Here is a 15,270-nt window from a genome sequence, read left to right as displayed (position 1 = left end):
CTTTATTAGAGGCCCAGGTGAGCCTTGTAAGCGGCAAGGCCTGCTTCCAGGTCCGCAATAAGGTCTTCAGTGTCCTCAAGGCCGATATGCAGGCGGATCACCGGGCCGTTTGACGCCCAAGTGGTGGCTGACCGCGCACCCGTAGGGTCGCTTGGCAGGATCAGGCTTTCATAGCCGCCCCAGCTGAAGCCCATTTTGAAAAGCTTCCGTCCGTCAACTATATGGGCGGTGTCTTCATAGCTGCCGGCCTTGAGAACGATGGAGAACAGGCCGGTAGAGCCCGCAAAATCACGTTCCCATATCTCGTGGCCCGGGCAGTCTTCAAAAGCAGGGTGCAGCACGCGCTCGACCAGCGGATGGTCCTTGAGCCATGCCGCGACCTTGAGGGCGTTCTCTTCATGCTGCTTCAGCCGTACGCCCAGCGTACGGAGTCCGCGCAAAACAAGGAAGGCGTCGTCGGCAGACACGGTCTGGCCCAGTTGGTGGGCCGTGCGGCGCAGCATCTTGAAGGTACGTTCGTTCGCCGTTGCCGTACCCATCATCACATCCGAATGGCCGCCCAGATATTTGGTGGCGGCGTTGACCGAAATATCGGCACCCATGGTGATAGGGTTTAGGAAAAGCGGGGTGGCCCATGTGTTGTCGGTGATGACGAACAGGTCATGCTTCTTTGCGGCTGCGATGATCGCCGGTAGGTCCTGCATCTCGAACGTCAGCGAACCGGGGCTTTCGGTGAAGATGAGCTTTGTATTTTTCTTGATCAGCGCCTCAATACCGCCCGCGATCAGGGGATCATAATAGGTGGTCTCAACGCCCATCATTTTCAGCATGCCGTTCGCGAACGACCGCGTGGGATCATAGGCGCTGTCGGTGATCAGGATATGATCGCCTGTGCGCACAACCGAAAGAATGGCATTGGTGATCGCCGCAACGCCGCTTGGGAAGAGCATCGTTCCGGACCCGTTTTCAAGTTCCGTAACAGCGTCTTCAAGCGACCACTGCGTTGGCGTACCCTTGCGGCCATAGAAAAGATGCCGGGCTGCCGGGTCTGCAACGCGCTCGCGATATTCCTGATACGTCTCGAACAGGCAGGTGGACGCCCGGTACACCGGCGGGTTCACGATGCCGTGGGTCCATTCCTTGCGGCGACCGGTGGTCGTCAGCCTAGTATCTGATTTACGCGTGTCAGGCGTTTTCTTGTTGTCTGTCATGGCGTTGCGCGGGTCCTGTCTCAATTGGTAGGGCAGGGTCGGCGCCCCACTCGGTCCAGGAACCGTCATAAACGGACACGTCGCGTTTGCCAAGGGTCAGGAGCGCAAGCTTGAGCACACACGCGGTAATGCCGGACCCGCAGGAGGTAACCACAGGCTTGTCCAGATCGACACCGGCGTCTTCGAACACAGCGCGGATTTCATCTGCCGGTTTCAGCGCATGGTCAGGGGCAAACAGGCTGGAAAAGGGCACATTAAGGGCATAGGGAATGTGCCCTGACCTAAGTCCCTTGCGGGGCTCGGGCTCTGTGCCTTCGAACCGGCCTTTTGAACGGGCATCAATCACCTGTTCCTTTTTGGATTTCAGGTTCATGTAAAGGTCGTCTTGGCAGCGCAGGCGCGCGGGCTTCAGCGTCGCCTTGAAGGTGCCCGGTTCGCGCTCGGTCTTCGCGTCTGTCACCGGCCTGCCTTCCGCCAGCCATTTCTGCAGGCCGCCATTAAGCACAAAAACATTTTCATGCCCCATGACGCGGAAGTTCCACCACACACGGGCGGCCGAACGAACGTCGCTGTTGTCATAGACAACAATTGTATCGTCATTCGAGATGCCAAGCTTCCTAACGGCGCCTTCGAATTCGTCGGCGCGCATCATCATATGGGGCAGGTGGGCTGCCACTTTGATGTTGTTATCAATGTCAAAGAATACCGCGCCCGGAATGTGGGCTGCGTCATATTCAGCGCGCGGGTTGCGCTTGTCCGCAGGCATGTGCCAGGAGGCATCGACCGGCACGATGTTACTGTCTGCTCCGACGGCTTCCAACTTTTCAGCGAGCCAGTCGGTGGTCACCAGTGGAAACGGGTTCATGAAATGGCCTTTTCCTTACACTCAAACCAAAATCGGCAACGATAGTGGACACAGTTGACCACAGACGCTGCCGCCGCGCAGCGTACGCCCCTTGGCGTTGCGATACAATCAAGCAATTGTCGGGGCAGCCATGCCTGTCATGCATGCCTTGGCCTGAGCTTCAGGGTGTTCAGGTCGCCAATTGGTGCAATTTGCAACAAATTATGGTGCAAAAAGAGAATTTTACCTCTCGAATTTGTCGCAATATGCATTTATTGCGACGCTTTTGCAATATCCTTCCTTGTTGTGTTTGTTGATAAAGTTATATGTTTCAGCGGTTTATGGCTGTGTTGCAGGATTGGCCTGTCTCTTGCTGATGTATTGTGGAAACAGAAGGAGACTCAGGTGCGAATTTTATCCCTTTACTTACTCGTTGCGCTTGCTGTCGTAGCGGTAGGCCAGGCGGCGGAAGCCCGTCCCCCGTTTTTTATCCGCTACATTGATGTTGCGGATTCAGCTGATGGTAAGGACGTTCTTGTCGCGGACGTGGTTAACCCGCGTAATGCAAGTGTTCTCTTGAAGGCCTATGTGCGCCCTGGTGGCGTGCAGGAGGTTGCGCTGGCTCAGTCTGAAGCAGATTTCTCTGTTGATCCTGTTAGTGTGCTCATTGCCCCTGCGTCCCGGCGCAAGCTCAAGTTCCCGGCGGCAGGTTTCCCGCAAGGGTCGGAGAGCCGGACGTTCGAACTGGTGATAGAGCAGCAGCCAAAATATTTCGCCAGCAGGCAATCGCTTGGCATGCCTGATAGCATGACCATTACCACCTATGTGGTAGAAATAGTGGTGCCGGGGGCAGAAGTTGGAGGAGCGATCCAGGTTGGTGAGGTTGAGCGACGGATAAGGCAGGAAGAAGCCGAATAATCTGAGGCATCAACAGCAGCTAGTTTGTGAGAGCTCGGGCCTCAGCAGCTCTGGCCAAAGACTAACACAGGAAAACCAACAAAAAAGAGGCGCGGAACTCTGCGCCTCTTTCTGTACCCGTGCATTCCTAAGGGGGAGAGGAGGTGCGGGTACGGCTTGGAAAACTCATGTACTCGGAACTAGAGGGTACTCAATACTCAATTCATCACATGGCGGCTCGCGAAATCACCGGCGTCACTGGCCGTAAACAGTCGGCTCAGAAGCGGGTGGTCGAACTCTTCCGTCTGGTCGCATTCCACCAGATTGTCTTCCGCCACGTATGTTGTGTGGGTCTCGCCGTCCACAAGGACGTGATACCAAGGGCGGTCTTTCGGGGGATGCGAGTTAGCCATGATGTCATACCATTCAGGAGACTGGCTATACACAGCATCTACATCGAAGATGAGACCGCGATAGCCGAACCGGCGGTGGATCACCACGGTGCCCGGCGCAAAGCGTGCTCTGCAGATTTTTTGTGCCATTGTTCTTCTCCTACTCAGTCGAGTGCCCAGGACCCTTTCGTTCAATTTGCCTGAGGTCGACAAAGGCCACTTCTTGGCCTGTTGATACCCACTATAAAGGGCCTAAATTAACAAATGCTGAACTAATCGTTCAAAACTGTTAAGTTTTTAGTAATTATATTTCAAAGGTTAACGCGCGTTGGCTCAAAACCTTAACGCGGGCAGGGGCGGTAAGGAGCGTGGAAAGGCTTAAAACCTTTGACAATCGGCGTCCTCAAAAGCATAGAAGGGCGCATGATAAGGGGATGTTTCACCCTCGACTGTTTTGGCCTTGTTATTTGCTGTGGCCTTCAAAGGATATGTGGGATGACGAAAGAGATTTATCAAGGGCTGGAGCAACTGGGCGCAAAGTCAGACGCGCCGCAAACGCCAGAGGAAGCCGTTCTTGAGTATGTAAAGAATCCGCGCCCGAACAGTGATTATTGTGTGCGCTTTTCATGCCCTGAGTTCACGAGCCTTTGCCCAGTGACGGGCCAGCCGGACTTCGCGCATCTGGTGCTGGATTATGTGCCGGGTGACAGCCTTGTGGAGAGCAAGAGCCTGAAGCTGTTCTTGCAAAGCTTCCGTAACCACGCAGCTTTCCACGAGGATTGCACTGTGGGCATCGCCGAGCGACTGGTGAGCGAGATGAAACCAAAGTGGCTGCGGTTCGGTGGTTACTGGTACCCACGCGGCGGCATCCCGATTGATGTGTTCTATCAGACCGGCGAAGCGCCCAAGGGCGTGTGGATCCCGGAACAAGACGTGCCCAACTACCGCGGCCGGGGGTAGAACATGAATGATTGGGGCGCACTGGGGCTAATTAGTTTGTTGATTGGTATTTGCGGATACCAATTGTTTCGTGGATTTAAGACGGGAACCATAGAAGTTGGTAGCGGCGGGGTCGGGAACCGCTTTAACCGAGAAACGCAACCCGGAACCTTTTACTTTATGGCTCTGCTGTGGGCTGGATTAATGGGTGTTGCAATTTACGGATTGTGGCAACGAATTGCTGGATTGTGGTAGCTGTCAGTTCCATGCGGTTGAGGAAAAATTATGCATCTTTGTTATCTTTCCAGCCGGGTCACGATGCCCGGGTCTCCCGTTCGTCGTAGTGACGCGTTTGAGCATGACCAGATGATGGAAAACCTGACCGCGGCGTTTGAGACGCGCGGGGCAAAGGTGACCGACGTGTCGTGGGACGACAAGGATGTGAACTGGTCGTCTTTCGACGCTGTGATGATCGGCACGACTTGGGACTACTGGGACCGGCTGGATGAATTCCTTGAAACGCTTGAGAAGATTGAGACCAAAACCCGGCTGTTCAACGCGCCTGAGCTGGTACGCTGGAACATCGACAAACGCTATCTGCGCGACCTTGAAGGCAAGGATGTGCGGCTGATCCCCACAATCTGGGCAGACAAAGCGACGCCCGAGGTGATCGCTGGCGCATTCGAGACTTTCGGCACAGAAAAGCTGGTAGCCAAGCGGCAGGTGGGCGCGGGGGCAGACGGGCAGCATATGCTGAAACGCGGGGATGCCGTCCCGGACATGCCGCACCCGATGATGATTCAGCCCTATATGGATGCGATCGTCAAGGAAGGGGAGCTCAGCTTCATTTTCATCGGTGGTGAGCTTTCGCACACGCTCCTGAAAACCGCAGCGGATGGCGACTACCGGATCCAGAGCGCCTATGGCGGCAAGGAAACCCCGGTGGAGCCAGCAGCAGAAGATGTGGCGCAGGCGGCCAAGGCGCTGGCGGCAGCGCCCATCGCCCCACTTTATGCCCGGGTGGACATGATCCGCAGTGAGGACGGTGGCCTGTACCTGATGGAAATGGAGCTGATTGAACCGTTCCTCTACCCGCTGCAGGGGCCGGAACTGGGCGCGCGCATTTATGAGGCGCTCAAGGGTTAGGACTTGGCAAATCTGCCTGCCTCCCCATATCAGCTATAGACCAATAATCGGGGAGGCAGCGATGACAGACCAGCAACCACCAGAAGAAGACCAGCAGGCGGAAGGCCGCCGGAGGGGCGATCCGCGCTATATCGGGGTGGGGCTGGCCATTGGCGTGGCGATTGGCGTTGGCATGGGCAACATTGCGGTCGGTATCGCGCTTGGGCTGGTGTTCGGTGTGGTGCTCAGTCGCAAGAACCGCGACGACTAGCATTTGCGATTATACTCCCTCACACATCCACGTCATTCCGTGCCCTGCCGAAGGCAGGTTACGACACGGAATCCATGAGAAATAGTGACTTCGCCCTTGGCGAAGGCTTTTTGATTGATATGGACCCCGGATCGCCTCCGGCGCTGTTGCGCCGGGTCCGGGGTGACGGTTTGGCTAAGGAATATCGATAAACTTGTGGGTTTGCAGGCTCAGCCGCCACTGTGGGTGGGCCTTGCAGTAATCCACGGCCTTGACGGTATTTTCTGCCTGCGTTTCGCAGTCCATCGGCTGCAGGAAGAAATGCTCGAAATCCAGATGTTCGAACTGGGCCGGGTCGCCGCCCGCTTGCGGGTACACAAGCTTCAGTTCCTGGCCCTTCGTCACGATCATCTCTGACCCGATTTTTGGGCTGATGCACAGCCAATCGACGCCCGCGGGTGGCAATACCGTGCCGTTGCTTTCAACCGCGATTTCAAGCCTGGCATCGTGGAAGGCCGCAACGAGCGCCTCATCCAGCTGCAGCAAGGGCTCACCGCCCGTGCAGACCACAAGCGGCTTCCCGCTTTTCCCGAGCCACAGGGCCTTCACAGCCGTAGCAAGGTCATCAGCGGTCTTGAATTTGCCGCCGCCTTCGCCGTCTGTGCCAATGAAATCAGTGTCGCAGAACTGGCAGATGGCTTTTGCCCGGTCGCGCTCAAGCCCGGTCCAGAGATTGCAGCCGGCAAAGCGGCAGAACACGGCCGGGCGGCCAGCTTGCGCGCCTTCGCCCTGCAGTGTGTAGAACATCTCTTTGACCGTGTAGACCATGATTGGTTTCTTTCGTCATTCGCCGACTTGATCGGCGAATCTATGGCTGTTTTGGACTCGCTGGTCAAGCTAGCGAGTGACGATTTTCCTAGTCCTGATACCGCGTCGGGTCGGCAAGGCTGGCTTCCGCGAAGCCTTTCTTGCGCAACAGGCAGCTATCGCAGTGGCCACAAGCCTTGCCCTCTGTGTCCGGGTCATAGCAGCTGATGGTCAGGCCGTAATCAACGCCCAGACGCGTACCTTCGGCCACAATCTGGGCCTTGGTCATGTCAATGAGCGGTGTTTGGATGCGGATGCGTTCGTCTTCCGTGACACCTGCCTTGGTAGCCAGGTTCGCCATGGCTTCGAACGACGCGATATATTCGGGGCGGCAATCGGGGTAGCCGGAGTAATCCAGCGCATTTACGCCGATGAAGATATCCTTGGCGCCGATCACTTCTGCATACGCCAGTGCGAACGACAGGAAGATGGTGTTCCGGGCCGGCACGTAGGTCACGGGGATATCATGGCTCATGTCGTCGTCAGAGCGGTCCTTGGGCACATCAATGTCTGCTGTCAGCGCGCTGCCACCAAACAGGCGCAGGTCCAGCTCAGCCGTTTTATGCTCGGTCACGCCCAGGTGTTTGACCACCCGGTCTGCGGCCTCAAGTTCAACGCTGTGGCGCTGGCCGTAGCGGAATGAAATGGCGTGGACATCAAACCCCTGGTCACGGGCGATCGCGATCACTGTCGCGCTGTCGAGCCCGCCGGAGAGGAGTACCACTGCTTTTTTCTGCTCAGTCATAACGTACCTTATAAATCAAAACCGCCCGGCGTATAGCACCGGGCGGCTCGTTTGATAAGAAAAAACCTCGGGTCCGGCTTAATCGACCGGCTCTGCCTTGAAGACTTTTTCGTCCAGCTCGCCTTCCCATTTGGCGACAGCCGTACCGACCGAGAGGTCGCCGGTCACGTTCACCACCGTGCGCAGCATGTCGAGCGGGCGGTCAAACGGGAACACAAAGCCAACGATCAGGAAGGTCTGCGCGTCCTCAATGCCGATTACGCTGAGGACGGTCGCCAGCAGGAACAGCGAGGCCGAAGGGACCGCCGCCGTGCCGATGGACACCAGCGTGGCGGCAAAGGCGATCATCAGATACTGCTCAAGCCCCAGTGGCACGCCAAGGACTTGCGCCGCAAACACAGCCAGGATGCCCACATAAATGCCGGAGCCGTCCATATTGATGGTGGCGCCCAGTGGCAGCACGCTTGAGGCGACTGTTTTGCTGACACCCAGGTTTTCCTCAGCCACTGTCATGGTAACAGGCAGCGTGCCTGAGCTTGACGAGGTGGAAAAGGCCACAAGCTGCGCGCCCGTGATGTCGCGGAAGAAGCGGCTGGGTGGCAGCTTCAAGAGGAACTTCATGATAGCGCCGTGGGTGATCAGCACATGAATCACACAGGCGGCGATAACCGAGGCCGCGAGCGGTACAACAGTAAAGAGCTGCTGGATGCCGCCCTGGCCAACGACCTTGGAGATCAGGGCGAACACGCCAAACGGTGCCACTTCCATCACGATATGGGTTACCTTGAGCATGGCTTCAGAGCCATCATCGGCGAACTTGGCCAGGGTCTTGGCCTTGCTGCCTGCCATCAGGATGCCTGCGCCCAGGATAAGGGCGAAGAAGATAATGGCCAGCATGTCGCCGTCAGCCAGCGCCGCGAGCGGGTTGGTCGGGATAATGCTCAGCAGGCGTTCAGCCAGCGGCTTGGCAGGCGGCAGTTCCTTGGCAACAGCGCCGGAAATGTCCACGCCAATGCCCGGCTGCACAATGGCAGCAACCGTGAGGCCAATGGTGATGGCAACCAGCGTGGTGCCGATATAGAGCATGAGCGTCTTGATGCCCAATGATCCCAACCGTTTCGGGTCACCCATGGCGATAACGCCGGATACCAGCGTGATGAACACCAGCGGCACCACGATCATCCGGATCAGGTTGATGAAGATATCGCCAATCCAGGAAATCTTCGCGGCATGCTCGCCTGCAAGCGCGCCAAAGACGATACCGAGCACCAGCATCGCCATGATACGCTTCCAAAGCGTGATCTTGAACCAAGCGGAAAACATGTGTCCCTCTCCCCAGAACATTGTTGGCTGCGTGGTCCGCAGCCGGTTTCTATTTGCGGCCTAGGGTTAAGCGAAATGGCTAGGATGGCAAGGATTATCCGAAAAATATTCCGTTATTCCCATGGCTTACCGTCTATCTTTTATGGCGGGAAGCACCCCTGTGCGACGTCTAAAATTATAGCCGTTTATAGACTATTCATCTTGGCGTGTTAGAGTGGCATTGAGGTGGATAGAGGAAAAGTGGGGCAGGCGTGGGACCGATCACGAAATCTGGTTTGAAATCTGTGTTGCTTGCAGGCGCTGTTGTGCTCTCGAGCATGCCGGCTCAGGCTTGTATCAAGCAGGCTGAGCTGAAGGCCGATCAGCTTCGGTTCCTTGAGCTGCAGCTCAAGGTGGCGGCGCTCAAGTGCCGTTTTGAGAACCCGCGGTTTGCCGCGCTCTATAACCGGTTTGTCGGGGCGCACAAAGGCGCAATCAAGGCCAGCCGCTGGCCTGTAGAAGCTTATCTCGCGCGCCAGACCCGCATGAATATGGACGCCTATGTCACCAAGACGGCGAACCGTATTTCGCTTGAAAGCATCGACGTAGACGGTTTTTGCGCCAACGCAGCAGTAGTGGCCGACATGGCGGCATCTTACGCTGATCCGCTGATGGTGATGGACCTTCTGCCGGTGCAGTACCGCACACCGCGCCCGGTCTGCAAAAAGGGCCTTCCGCCGACCACGGCCGCGACTGGCGGGGCTGGGCGCATAGAGACCATAGACCGCTAGCCCAGTGCGAAGCTTAAGTCCTGGTGTTTCCCCAAAAGAAAAGGCCGCCCGAATGAGCGGCCTTTCTTGATTTTGGTCTGTTGCGCGGATTAGCGCTTCAGTACGATTTCCGCGCGGCGGTTTTGCGGCTCGCGCACACCGTCTTCGGTGGCAACAAGCGGCGAGCTTTCGCCTTTCGCATCGGTCATGATGAAGCGGGCTTCAATGCCTTCAGCCATCAGGGCTGCTTTCACAGCAGCAGCGCGGCGCTCGGACAGGGCCTGGTTGTAGGCTTCAGTGCCGGAGCGGTCAGCGTGACCGGTTGCCATGATGCGTACAGCCTTGTGCTCTTTGAAAGCTTTGGCCGCTGCCTTGATGATGCGGGCAGCGTCCGGCGTGATGTCGGATTTGTCGAAGTCGAAGAACACCATGAACGGGCCGGGCAGGGCCACTGGCTTCGGCTCTGGTTTCTTTTCTTCAACAACCTGCGGCGTTGCAACAGGGGCCGGTGCCGGCTCCTGGCGAACAACAGGCTCAGGCGCCTGACGGACAGGCTCAGCCTGACGCGGCGCGGACTCAGCACCGAAACGCCAGCTCAGGCGCACGAACACTTCGTTGTTCACGACTTTATAGTCAGACGTGCGCGCTTCGGTCTGGAAGCCCCGGTCATGGGTGCGGAAGTGGCGGAAGCCCATACCAAGCTCAAGGCCGCCGTCAATCGGCTTCAGGATTTGAGCCATCACCTGATTGGCGAACTGCCAACGGCTATCGTCCATAACCAGCGTTTGGCCGGAGCGCAAACGGTTGACTTCAACATCTGCGAAACCGAAGCCTGCGCCAACAAGCGCCTTCCAGCCGCTGAATTCAGCGAATTCATACCAGGCGTTCGCCATGATGGCGGAAGATTTCTGTACGCCGCCAGCAAGATTGTGGCCGAGATCAAGGTCCAGGCCGCCAGCGCCATCTACTTCCATGGAGTGGTAGCGGTTGGTACGGATGGCATATTCACCTTCAAGGCGCCATTTGCCGAAGGTGCGGCCAGCATACAGGCCGCCCATCAGGCCCAGGTTTTTCTTGTCGGAAAGCGAGAGGCCGCTCAGGCTATTTTCCACCGAACCACGGTCAGAGCGCGTGCCGCCCATCTCAAAGCCGGCATAGAAATTATTGTCGTCGGCCATTACGGCGGTGGCACTGGTGCTCAGCAGCAGCGATGCGATCAAAACACGCATAATCTATTTCCCCTTTTGTAGATCAATAAGATCGATCTGGACATTAATCCGGGGAATAAGCTTGAAATCGGGCAGAAACAAGCTGTTTTCATGCCTTTTTTCGCATTATGTGGGAAACAGGGGCGGGCTGTTGCAATTTGGTCGCAACGGGATTGCAGCCTGATCAGGCTTTTGGGGCTTTCATGGGGTAGCCTGTGAAGGCTTGGGCTGGGCTGGAGCAGGTGCGGTGTTATGCGGCACTTTGCGGCGTCATTCTGCCGGACGGGCGGCTTTGCCACAAAGAGGGATTGCCAACTTCGCGCCGGGCGCGCCGGGCGCCATAGTGGCGGCGGGCCAGCTTGTGAATATGCTCGATATGGCCATCTTCCAGGTTGCAATCGCGCATCAGCGCCTGGAACTGCTTGAGATTGGCCAGATGCAAGACCTCGCGAATTTCAGTGAGGATGCGGCCTGCAAAGGCCGCAAGCCCGCTTTCAAGGAAGGCAAGACACCCGCGGTCCGCCATCGCAAGCATCAACTCAGGGCTTAATTTGCCATTTTGGCGAAGGTCAAGCACATGGGCATGAACCTGACCCGGTGTTGCATGCCTGATCTGTCGCCATATGGTCTCGTGTGTGCTGTTGACCATCACGGTTTTTGCAACAGCCGGGTCCACGCCATACCTTTCAGACAGTTCTTTCCGCAGCTGATCACCTACATGGTGCAGAATCTTGGTCACAATTGAAAGCGGCAGGTTCGGCCGTTTGGCAATGGCTTCAATCACCCTGGCGTTATCGGCAAAATGGTCGAGCACCATGGAGGCGAGCGCGTCATCTATTCCCACACTAGGGTTGCCGATGACTGTGAGCGCTGCATTGTCGTTGGCGTGACAGATCAACTGGCGGCTGGCTTTTGCGCCGATATCGGACCGTACGGCAATCGCCAGTTGGGCGTTGTCGCTAAGGAGCGGAATCAGTTCTGCCATCAGGCTGTCAGACAGGGCCGGTGTCACGCGCAGGAATGGGACGGCAACCTCATCAGCATCGCAGGCGATCTTGGTGATGATGGTTTTCGGCAGCCGGGTGTATTTCCTGAGCTCAAAAGCCAAAGTTTCCCGAACCTGCAGGCAGAGGTCAGATGCCAACGCTTCCGCCAGAAGGCATGCCGCGGCATATTTTTCCTTGTCGCGATTCTGGGGGAACAGCTGTTCGCCAGCTTTGCGCGCCAAAGTAACACGCTCTGGGACCGCAAGACTGCTGATACAGTCACTGGCTGTATTCGGCTTGGTTACGGGTTGTTTTTCGGACATGGCATCTACCGCGTTCTGCATGTGTTAACCTTGGCCCCTTCCATTTCCCAATCACCGTAGCAAAAATAAACCTATAGGAGAAACTATAAAAAGTTTGGGCGCAGAGGTTGTGCATATTTCCGTAAAATAATAGGCATTTCTTAAGATGTCTGCCTTAGATTGAGAGCTGCATACGATTGGGCGTTGTTGGGAAGTTTTGCCATGAGGGCATTTCTATACGGCGTGTGCGCTTTACTAGTGCTAGGGCTAGTCCAGTTATGGCCTTCTAAAGGCGGCCTTTGGCTGGTTCAGCTATCTCCTTTAGCTACCGACGATCAGGCTGTTGCTCAACTCTTCCAAATGCCCGTCGATCTGGTCGACGTGGTTGGCAGCAACTCATTTCTTGTGAAACCTCATCGCGATGTCTCGCCCGGGGTTTTGATCCAGCGCGGTGCAGTTCTCGTAGTGGAGGCGCCAATTGATTTTGGCTGTGTCCCTCCTAAAAAAGCATCCGCCTGGCAGGCAAAGGTAAAATCCTTATGAATATGATTGAAGATATCCGGTCAACCTTCTCGCGTTTCCTGACATACGCACTGGCTGCCCATGTTGTACTTGTTGCTGCAGCGGCACTCTTGCTGGGACAGGACGTAATGGCGCCCGTGCTTCTGGCCATTCTGCTGGCGGTGGTCCCCATTGCGGTGCACTGGCGTGTGGGCGCGTCGCAGTTGCAACGCGAACTTGCGGGCGCTTCCATGGTCTTGTTTGCGGCCCTTCTGGTTTATGTGTTCAGGGGGCACCCCTGGCAGATCGACATGCATATGTATTTCTTCGCCGTATTGGCGCTGCTGGGTGGTTTCTGTGACTTCCGGGTCGTGCTGGTAAGCGCTGCGGTGGTAGCCGTTCATCACCTTCTGTTCAATTTCCTTGTGCCAACGTGGGTCTTCCCCGACGGAGCTGATTTTTGGCGGGTGGTTTTGCACGCGGTCATTCTGGTGGTCGAGGCTGTGTGTCTGGTTTGGCTGACACAGAAGCTGGACGCATCCTTCAAGTCGGCGGAGATGGCACAGGTTAAGGCTGAAGGTGCTGCTGAGGAAGCTGTTGCCGCCGCGAAAGAAGCCGAAACAATGAAGGTTGAAGCAGAAGCCGCGCTTGAGCAGGTCAAGCAAAACGAGGCAGAGAAGAAGCAACTGGAGCAACAGGCAGCCAGAGAGCGCGAGGAGGCTGCAGAGCGGGCCAAAGCCGAGCGCGCGGCCGCCGCCGCTGAATTTGAAAGCTCAGTCAACAGCCTGATTGCCGAACTGTCTGCGTCTATTGAAGAACTTGGCGGCAATGCCCAGTCGCTGCAGGATGCCGTAGCCATCGCGGATGACAGGGTTGGCAGTGTCAGCGACAGCTCTAGCCGCGTGAATTCGAATGTCAGCACGGTTGCTGCCAGTACTGAAGAAATGTCAGCTACGGCACAGGAAATCTCCCGCCAGGTTGCGCAGACAACCCAGGTCGCCGAAGAGGCGTCCGATCAGTCGTCCGTGAGTGAACAGGCGATCAAGGAACTGACCGTCAGGTCAAATGAAATTCGCAATGTGATTGTGATGATCAGTGATATCGCTGAACAGACAAACCTGCTGGCGCTTAACGCCACCATCGAAGCAGCCCGCGCCGGTGAGGCGGGCAAGGGCTTTGCTGTTGTCGCAAGCGAGGTGAAGAGCCTGGCGAACCAGTCCGCCAAGGCCACGGAAGAGATCGAAGGCCTTGTGGAGCGTATTATGAAGGCGACAACAGCGGCAGAAGAGGCTAATCGCAATATTGTCACCATCATCAACAGTGTCCGCGATAATGCGAATGGCATTGCTGCTGCGGTGGAAGAGCAATCCGCGTCCACGCAGGAAACAGCCCGTGCTGCGCAGCTTGCGGCAGAGGATACAGCAGGGGTTGACGAAGCGGCCGCAGAACTTCTGGACGTTGTGTCGAAAGTGTCGCAGACCTCGAAACATTCTGCCTCCCTTGCCACCCTGTTGGCCGGCAAGATCCAGGATGTCAGGACAAGCGCAAACAATTTCGTGATGCAGCTGTCCAGTAGCTGATTCAGGTGATGCAGTAACAAAAGAAAAAAGCCCGGAAGCAAAACTTCCGGGCTTTTATAATTGGCTCCCCAGGGCGGATTCGAACCACCGGCCAAGCGGTTAACAGCCGCTTGCTCTACCACTGAGCTACTGGGGATCATGGTAGATGTTCGGGGCGTCCGGAGCATCACTCCGTGGCCGCGAATGGGTGCCTTTATACTCATATTTTTCAGCGTGCCAAGAGTAAATTTACATTTTTCTTGTGGTCTTGTGAAAATACCTTGAAACGCTTGCGCTTAAACGGCTTCATTGGGGCGGCAAGTCAACGGGGGCATAATGGGCGACAAAGAAAACAGCTGGTTCTGGCGGGACTATTGGCAGCAGGGGCAACTGGCCTGTTGTCTTTCTGACGACCTGCGTGCTGGCTATGACGGCCTATTGGCCGAAACCTGGGCCGATTTCTTCGCACGCTTAACCGATAGGGCATCGATTCTGGATGTTTGCACCGGTAACGGCGGGGCAGCGCTTCTGGCAGCCAAAGCCGCGCGAAATCTTGGTTGTAGCTTTGACATTCTGGGTGTGGATTTGGCACTTATTGACCCTGCGGCTCATGTCAAAATTGATCCTGATCTTATTCGGGCGGTCCGGTTTGAGGGTGGTGTGGACGCAGCCGCGTTGCCGTTCGAAGATGGCAGATTCGATGCCGTCACCAGCCAGTTCGGTATTGAATATGCGGGGCTTGATCACCCGGCGCTGGAAGCCGCACGTGTGTTGAAAAACGGTGGGCGCCTGAGGTTCGTGGTGCATGCCACAAAGGGGATTGCCGAAGAAGGCGCGCGGCATGAACTGACGCTGGTTCCCACCCTTGGTTCAGCCCGGCTGCACGAAGCGCTCAGGCGAGCACTGAAGGCGGTCGATTCTCTCAACCGCGGGCAGGGCACCCGGTCTGAGGCAGAAAGTGCGGTCGAGCAATTCATTGGTGAGATTGAAGAACTGGACAGCAAACTGAAGGACCATCCGAACCAGGCCACGATCCTGACACTGGGGCGCAGGCTGCTCAGGCTGTTTGAGGCAATGGAGACAGCCGCCATTCCGGACATCCTGCGCGAAGTGGATGCATCTGAACGGTCGGTGGAGGCGCATCTGTTGCGGCTTGAGGCGCTTGCGGGCGCTGCGTCGACCGAAGAAGACATCACCTGTGCAGTGGGGGCCATGAGGGTCGCAGGGGTGGACGCAAGATATCATGCCCTGATGGACGGCCCGGACATGTTGGCCTGGGTGATCGAAGGCCTGAAGCGCTGATCATAACCAACTGCAATATTCAGCTCAAAAAAAGCCTGGGCCAAATTCAGCCCAGGCTTTTGTTTCTGGT

The 15,270-nt window shown here is 56.6% G+C and carries 16 protein-coding genes and 1 tRNA gene; 8 read left to right on the top strand and 9 right to left on the bottom strand.

Features of this window, described 5'->3' with window-relative positions; all coding sequences use genetic code 11:
• Positions 1-5: 5 nt before the first annotated feature.
• A complete protein-coding gene (gene metC, locus ACFO5Q_RS03845; protein WP_068147593.1) occupies positions 6-1,211 on the bottom strand; it encodes a cystathionine beta-lyase in 1,206 nt (401 codons plus the stop codon).
• Positions 1,186-2,076, bottom strand: coding sequence for a 3-mercaptopyruvate sulfurtransferase (gene sseA / locus ACFO5Q_RS03840; RefSeq protein WP_068147596.1), 891 nt, complete (start codon positions 2,074-2,076; stop codon positions 1,186-1,188). The genes metC and sseA overlap by 26 nt, the downstream gene beginning before the upstream one ends.
• 384 nt (positions 2,077-2,460) lie before the next feature.
• On the opposite strand from sseA, the gene ACFO5Q_RS03835 reads away from it, so the two are divergent.
• Entirely contained in the window at positions 2,461-2,973 is a 513-nt protein-coding gene (locus ACFO5Q_RS03835; RefSeq protein WP_068147599.1) for a hypothetical protein, read from the top strand.
• A gap of 197 nt (positions 2,974-3,170) precedes the next feature.
• Here the strand turns inward: ACFO5Q_RS03835 and hspQ are convergent, their stop codons facing one another.
• On the bottom strand, positions 3,171-3,494 hold the full coding sequence (gene hspQ / locus ACFO5Q_RS03830) for a heat shock protein HspQ (RefSeq protein WP_068147602.1): 324 nt from the start codon (positions 3,492-3,494) through the stop codon (positions 3,171-3,173).
• A 345-nt stretch (positions 3,495-3,839) separates the two neighbouring features.
• Here hspQ and queF point away from each other — a divergent pair, with 345 nt between their 5' ends.
• From queF to ACFO5Q_RS03810, 4 genes are all read left to right on the top strand, one after another.
• Complete coding sequence (queF, locus tag ACFO5Q_RS03825; RefSeq protein ID WP_068147603.1) at positions 3,840-4,304, top strand: preQ(1) synthase; 465 nt, start codon at positions 3,840-3,842, stop codon at positions 4,302-4,304.
• A gap of 3 nt (positions 4,305-4,307) precedes the next feature.
• Positions 4,308-4,538: a hypothetical protein gene (locus ACFO5Q_RS03820; protein ID WP_068147606.1), complete on the top strand. Its 231-nt coding sequence runs from the start codon at positions 4,308-4,310 to the stop codon at positions 4,536-4,538.
• A gap of 30 nt (positions 4,539-4,568) precedes the next feature.
• The gene (locus tag ACFO5Q_RS03815; RefSeq protein ID WP_068147609.1) at positions 4,569-5,429 is read left to right on the top strand and encodes an ATP-grasp domain-containing protein; all 861 of its coding nucleotides are present in this window, start codon (positions 4,569-4,571) and stop codon (positions 5,427-5,429) included.
• Between the two features lie 61 nt (positions 5,430-5,490).
• On the top strand, positions 5,491-5,679 hold the full coding sequence (locus ACFO5Q_RS03810; RefSeq protein WP_068147612.1) for a hypothetical protein: 189 nt from the start codon (positions 5,491-5,493) through the stop codon (positions 5,677-5,679).
• Positions 5,680-5,853: 174 nt separating this feature from the next.
• Here the strand turns inward: ACFO5Q_RS03810 and queE are convergent, their stop codons facing one another.
• The 3 genes from queE to ACFO5Q_RS03795 all read right to left on the bottom strand — a co-directional run bounded on the left by queE (position 5,854) and on the right by ACFO5Q_RS03795 (position 8,593).
• Positions 5,854-6,486, bottom strand: coding sequence for a 7-carboxy-7-deazaguanine synthase (queE, locus tag ACFO5Q_RS03805; protein WP_068147614.1), 633 nt, complete (start codon positions 6,484-6,486; stop codon positions 5,854-5,856).
• Positions 6,487-6,574: 88 nt separating this feature from the next.
• Positions 6,575-7,270, bottom strand: coding sequence for a 7-cyano-7-deazaguanine synthase QueC (gene queC / locus ACFO5Q_RS03800; RefSeq protein WP_068147617.1), 696 nt, complete (start codon positions 7,268-7,270; stop codon positions 6,575-6,577).
• A gap of 78 nt (positions 7,271-7,348) precedes the next feature.
• A complete protein-coding gene (locus tag ACFO5Q_RS03795; protein WP_068147620.1) occupies positions 7,349-8,593 on the bottom strand; it encodes a dicarboxylate/amino acid:cation symporter in 1,245 nt (414 codons plus the stop codon).
• Positions 8,594-8,844: 251 nt separating this feature from the next.
• Between ACFO5Q_RS03795 and ACFO5Q_RS03790 the strand changes: the two genes are divergently transcribed.
• The gene (locus ACFO5Q_RS03790; protein ID WP_068147624.1) at positions 8,845-9,363 is read left to right on the top strand and encodes a hypothetical protein; all 519 of its coding nucleotides are present in this window, start codon (positions 8,845-8,847) and stop codon (positions 9,361-9,363) included.
• 89 nt (positions 9,364-9,452) lie between these two features.
• On the opposite strand, the gene ACFO5Q_RS03785 is transcribed toward ACFO5Q_RS03790, so the two are convergent.
• Together ACFO5Q_RS03785 and ACFO5Q_RS03780 are read right to left on the bottom strand one after the other, a co-directional pair.
• Complete coding sequence (locus tag ACFO5Q_RS03785; RefSeq protein WP_068147626.1) at positions 9,453-10,571, bottom strand: OmpA family protein; 1,119 nt, start codon at positions 10,569-10,571, stop codon at positions 9,453-9,455.
• A gap of 229 nt (positions 10,572-10,800) precedes the next feature.
• Complete coding sequence (locus tag ACFO5Q_RS03780) at positions 10,801-11,880, bottom strand: DUF2336 domain-containing protein (RefSeq protein ID WP_068147629.1); 1,080 nt, start codon at positions 11,878-11,880, stop codon at positions 10,801-10,803.
• 497 nt (positions 11,881-12,377) lie between these two features.
• On the opposite strand from ACFO5Q_RS03780, the gene ACFO5Q_RS03775 reads away from it, so the two are divergent.
• The gene (locus ACFO5Q_RS03775) at positions 12,378-13,919 is read left to right on the top strand and encodes a methyl-accepting chemotaxis protein (RefSeq protein ID WP_068147632.1); all 1,542 of its coding nucleotides are present in this window, start codon (positions 12,378-12,380) and stop codon (positions 13,917-13,919) included.
• A 61-nt stretch (positions 13,920-13,980) separates the two neighbouring features.
• Here the strand turns inward: ACFO5Q_RS03775 and ACFO5Q_RS03770 are convergent.
• Positions 13,981-14,055: transfer RNA gene (locus ACFO5Q_RS03770), tRNA-Asn, on the bottom strand.
• Positions 14,056-14,234: 179 nt separating this feature from the next.
• On the opposite strand from ACFO5Q_RS03770, the gene ACFO5Q_RS03765 reads away from it, so the two are divergent.
• Complete coding sequence (locus ACFO5Q_RS03765) at positions 14,235-15,200, top strand: class I SAM-dependent methyltransferase (protein ID WP_068147635.1); 966 nt, start codon at positions 14,235-14,237, stop codon at positions 15,198-15,200.
• Positions 15,201-15,270 lie beyond the last annotated feature (70 nt).

Source organism: Kordiimonas lipolytica (genome assembly GCF_042651265.1).
GTDB lineage: Bacteria > Pseudomonadota > Alphaproteobacteria > Sphingomonadales > Kordiimonadaceae > Kordiimonas > Kordiimonas lipolytica.
Note: the sequence above shows the minus strand (reverse complement) of the source record. Positions and strands in the feature narration are given on the sequence as shown.

Excerpts from the sequence above, each read along its gene's own strand:
- ACFO5Q_RS03820 (WP_068147606.1), top strand. The coding sequence starts at position 4,308 with ATGAATGATTGGGGCGCACTGGGGCTAATTAGTTTGTTGATTGGTATT.
- ACFO5Q_RS03815 (WP_068147609.1), top strand. The coding sequence starts at position 4,569 with ATGCATCTTTGTTATCTTTCCAGCCGGGTCACGATGCCCGGGTCTCCC.
- queF (WP_068147603.1), top strand. The coding sequence starts at position 3,840 with ATGACGAAAGAGATTTATCAAGGGCTGGAGCAACTGGGCGCAAAGTCA.
- ACFO5Q_RS03780 (WP_068147629.1), bottom strand. The coding sequence starts at position 11,880 with ATGCAGAACGCGGTAGATGCCATGTCCGAAAAACAACCCGTAACCAAG.
- ACFO5Q_RS03795 (WP_068147620.1), bottom strand. The coding sequence starts at position 8,593 with ATGTTTTCCGCTTGGTTCAAGATCACGCTTTGGAAGCGTATCATGGCG.
- sseA (WP_068147596.1), bottom strand. The coding sequence starts at position 2,076 with ATGAACCCGTTTCCACTGGTGACCACCGACTGGCTCGCTGAAAAGTTG.
- hspQ (WP_068147602.1), bottom strand. The coding sequence starts at position 3,494 with ATGGCACAAAAAATCTGCAGAGCACGCTTTGCGCCGGGCACCGTGGTG.
- ACFO5Q_RS03785 (WP_068147626.1), bottom strand. The coding sequence starts at position 10,571 with ATGCGTGTTTTGATCGCATCGCTGCTGCTGAGCACCAGTGCCACCGCC.
- queC (WP_068147617.1), bottom strand. The coding sequence starts at position 7,270 with ATGACTGAGCAGAAAAAAGCAGTGGTACTCCTCTCCGGCGGGCTCGAC.
- queE (WP_068147614.1), bottom strand. The coding sequence starts at position 6,486 with ATGGTCTACACGGTCAAAGAGATGTTCTACACACTGCAGGGCGAAGGC.
- ACFO5Q_RS03775 (WP_068147632.1), top strand. The coding sequence starts at position 12,378 with ATGAATATGATTGAAGATATCCGGTCAACCTTCTCGCGTTTCCTGACA.
- ACFO5Q_RS03765 (WP_068147635.1), top strand. The coding sequence starts at position 14,235 with ATGGGCGACAAAGAAAACAGCTGGTTCTGGCGGGACTATTGGCAGCAG.
- metC (WP_068147593.1), bottom strand. The coding sequence starts at position 1,211 with ATGACAGACAACAAGAAAACGCCTGACACGCGTAAATCAGATACTAGG.
- ACFO5Q_RS03810 (WP_068147612.1), top strand. The coding sequence starts at position 5,491 with ATGACAGACCAGCAACCACCAGAAGAAGACCAGCAGGCGGAAGGCCGC.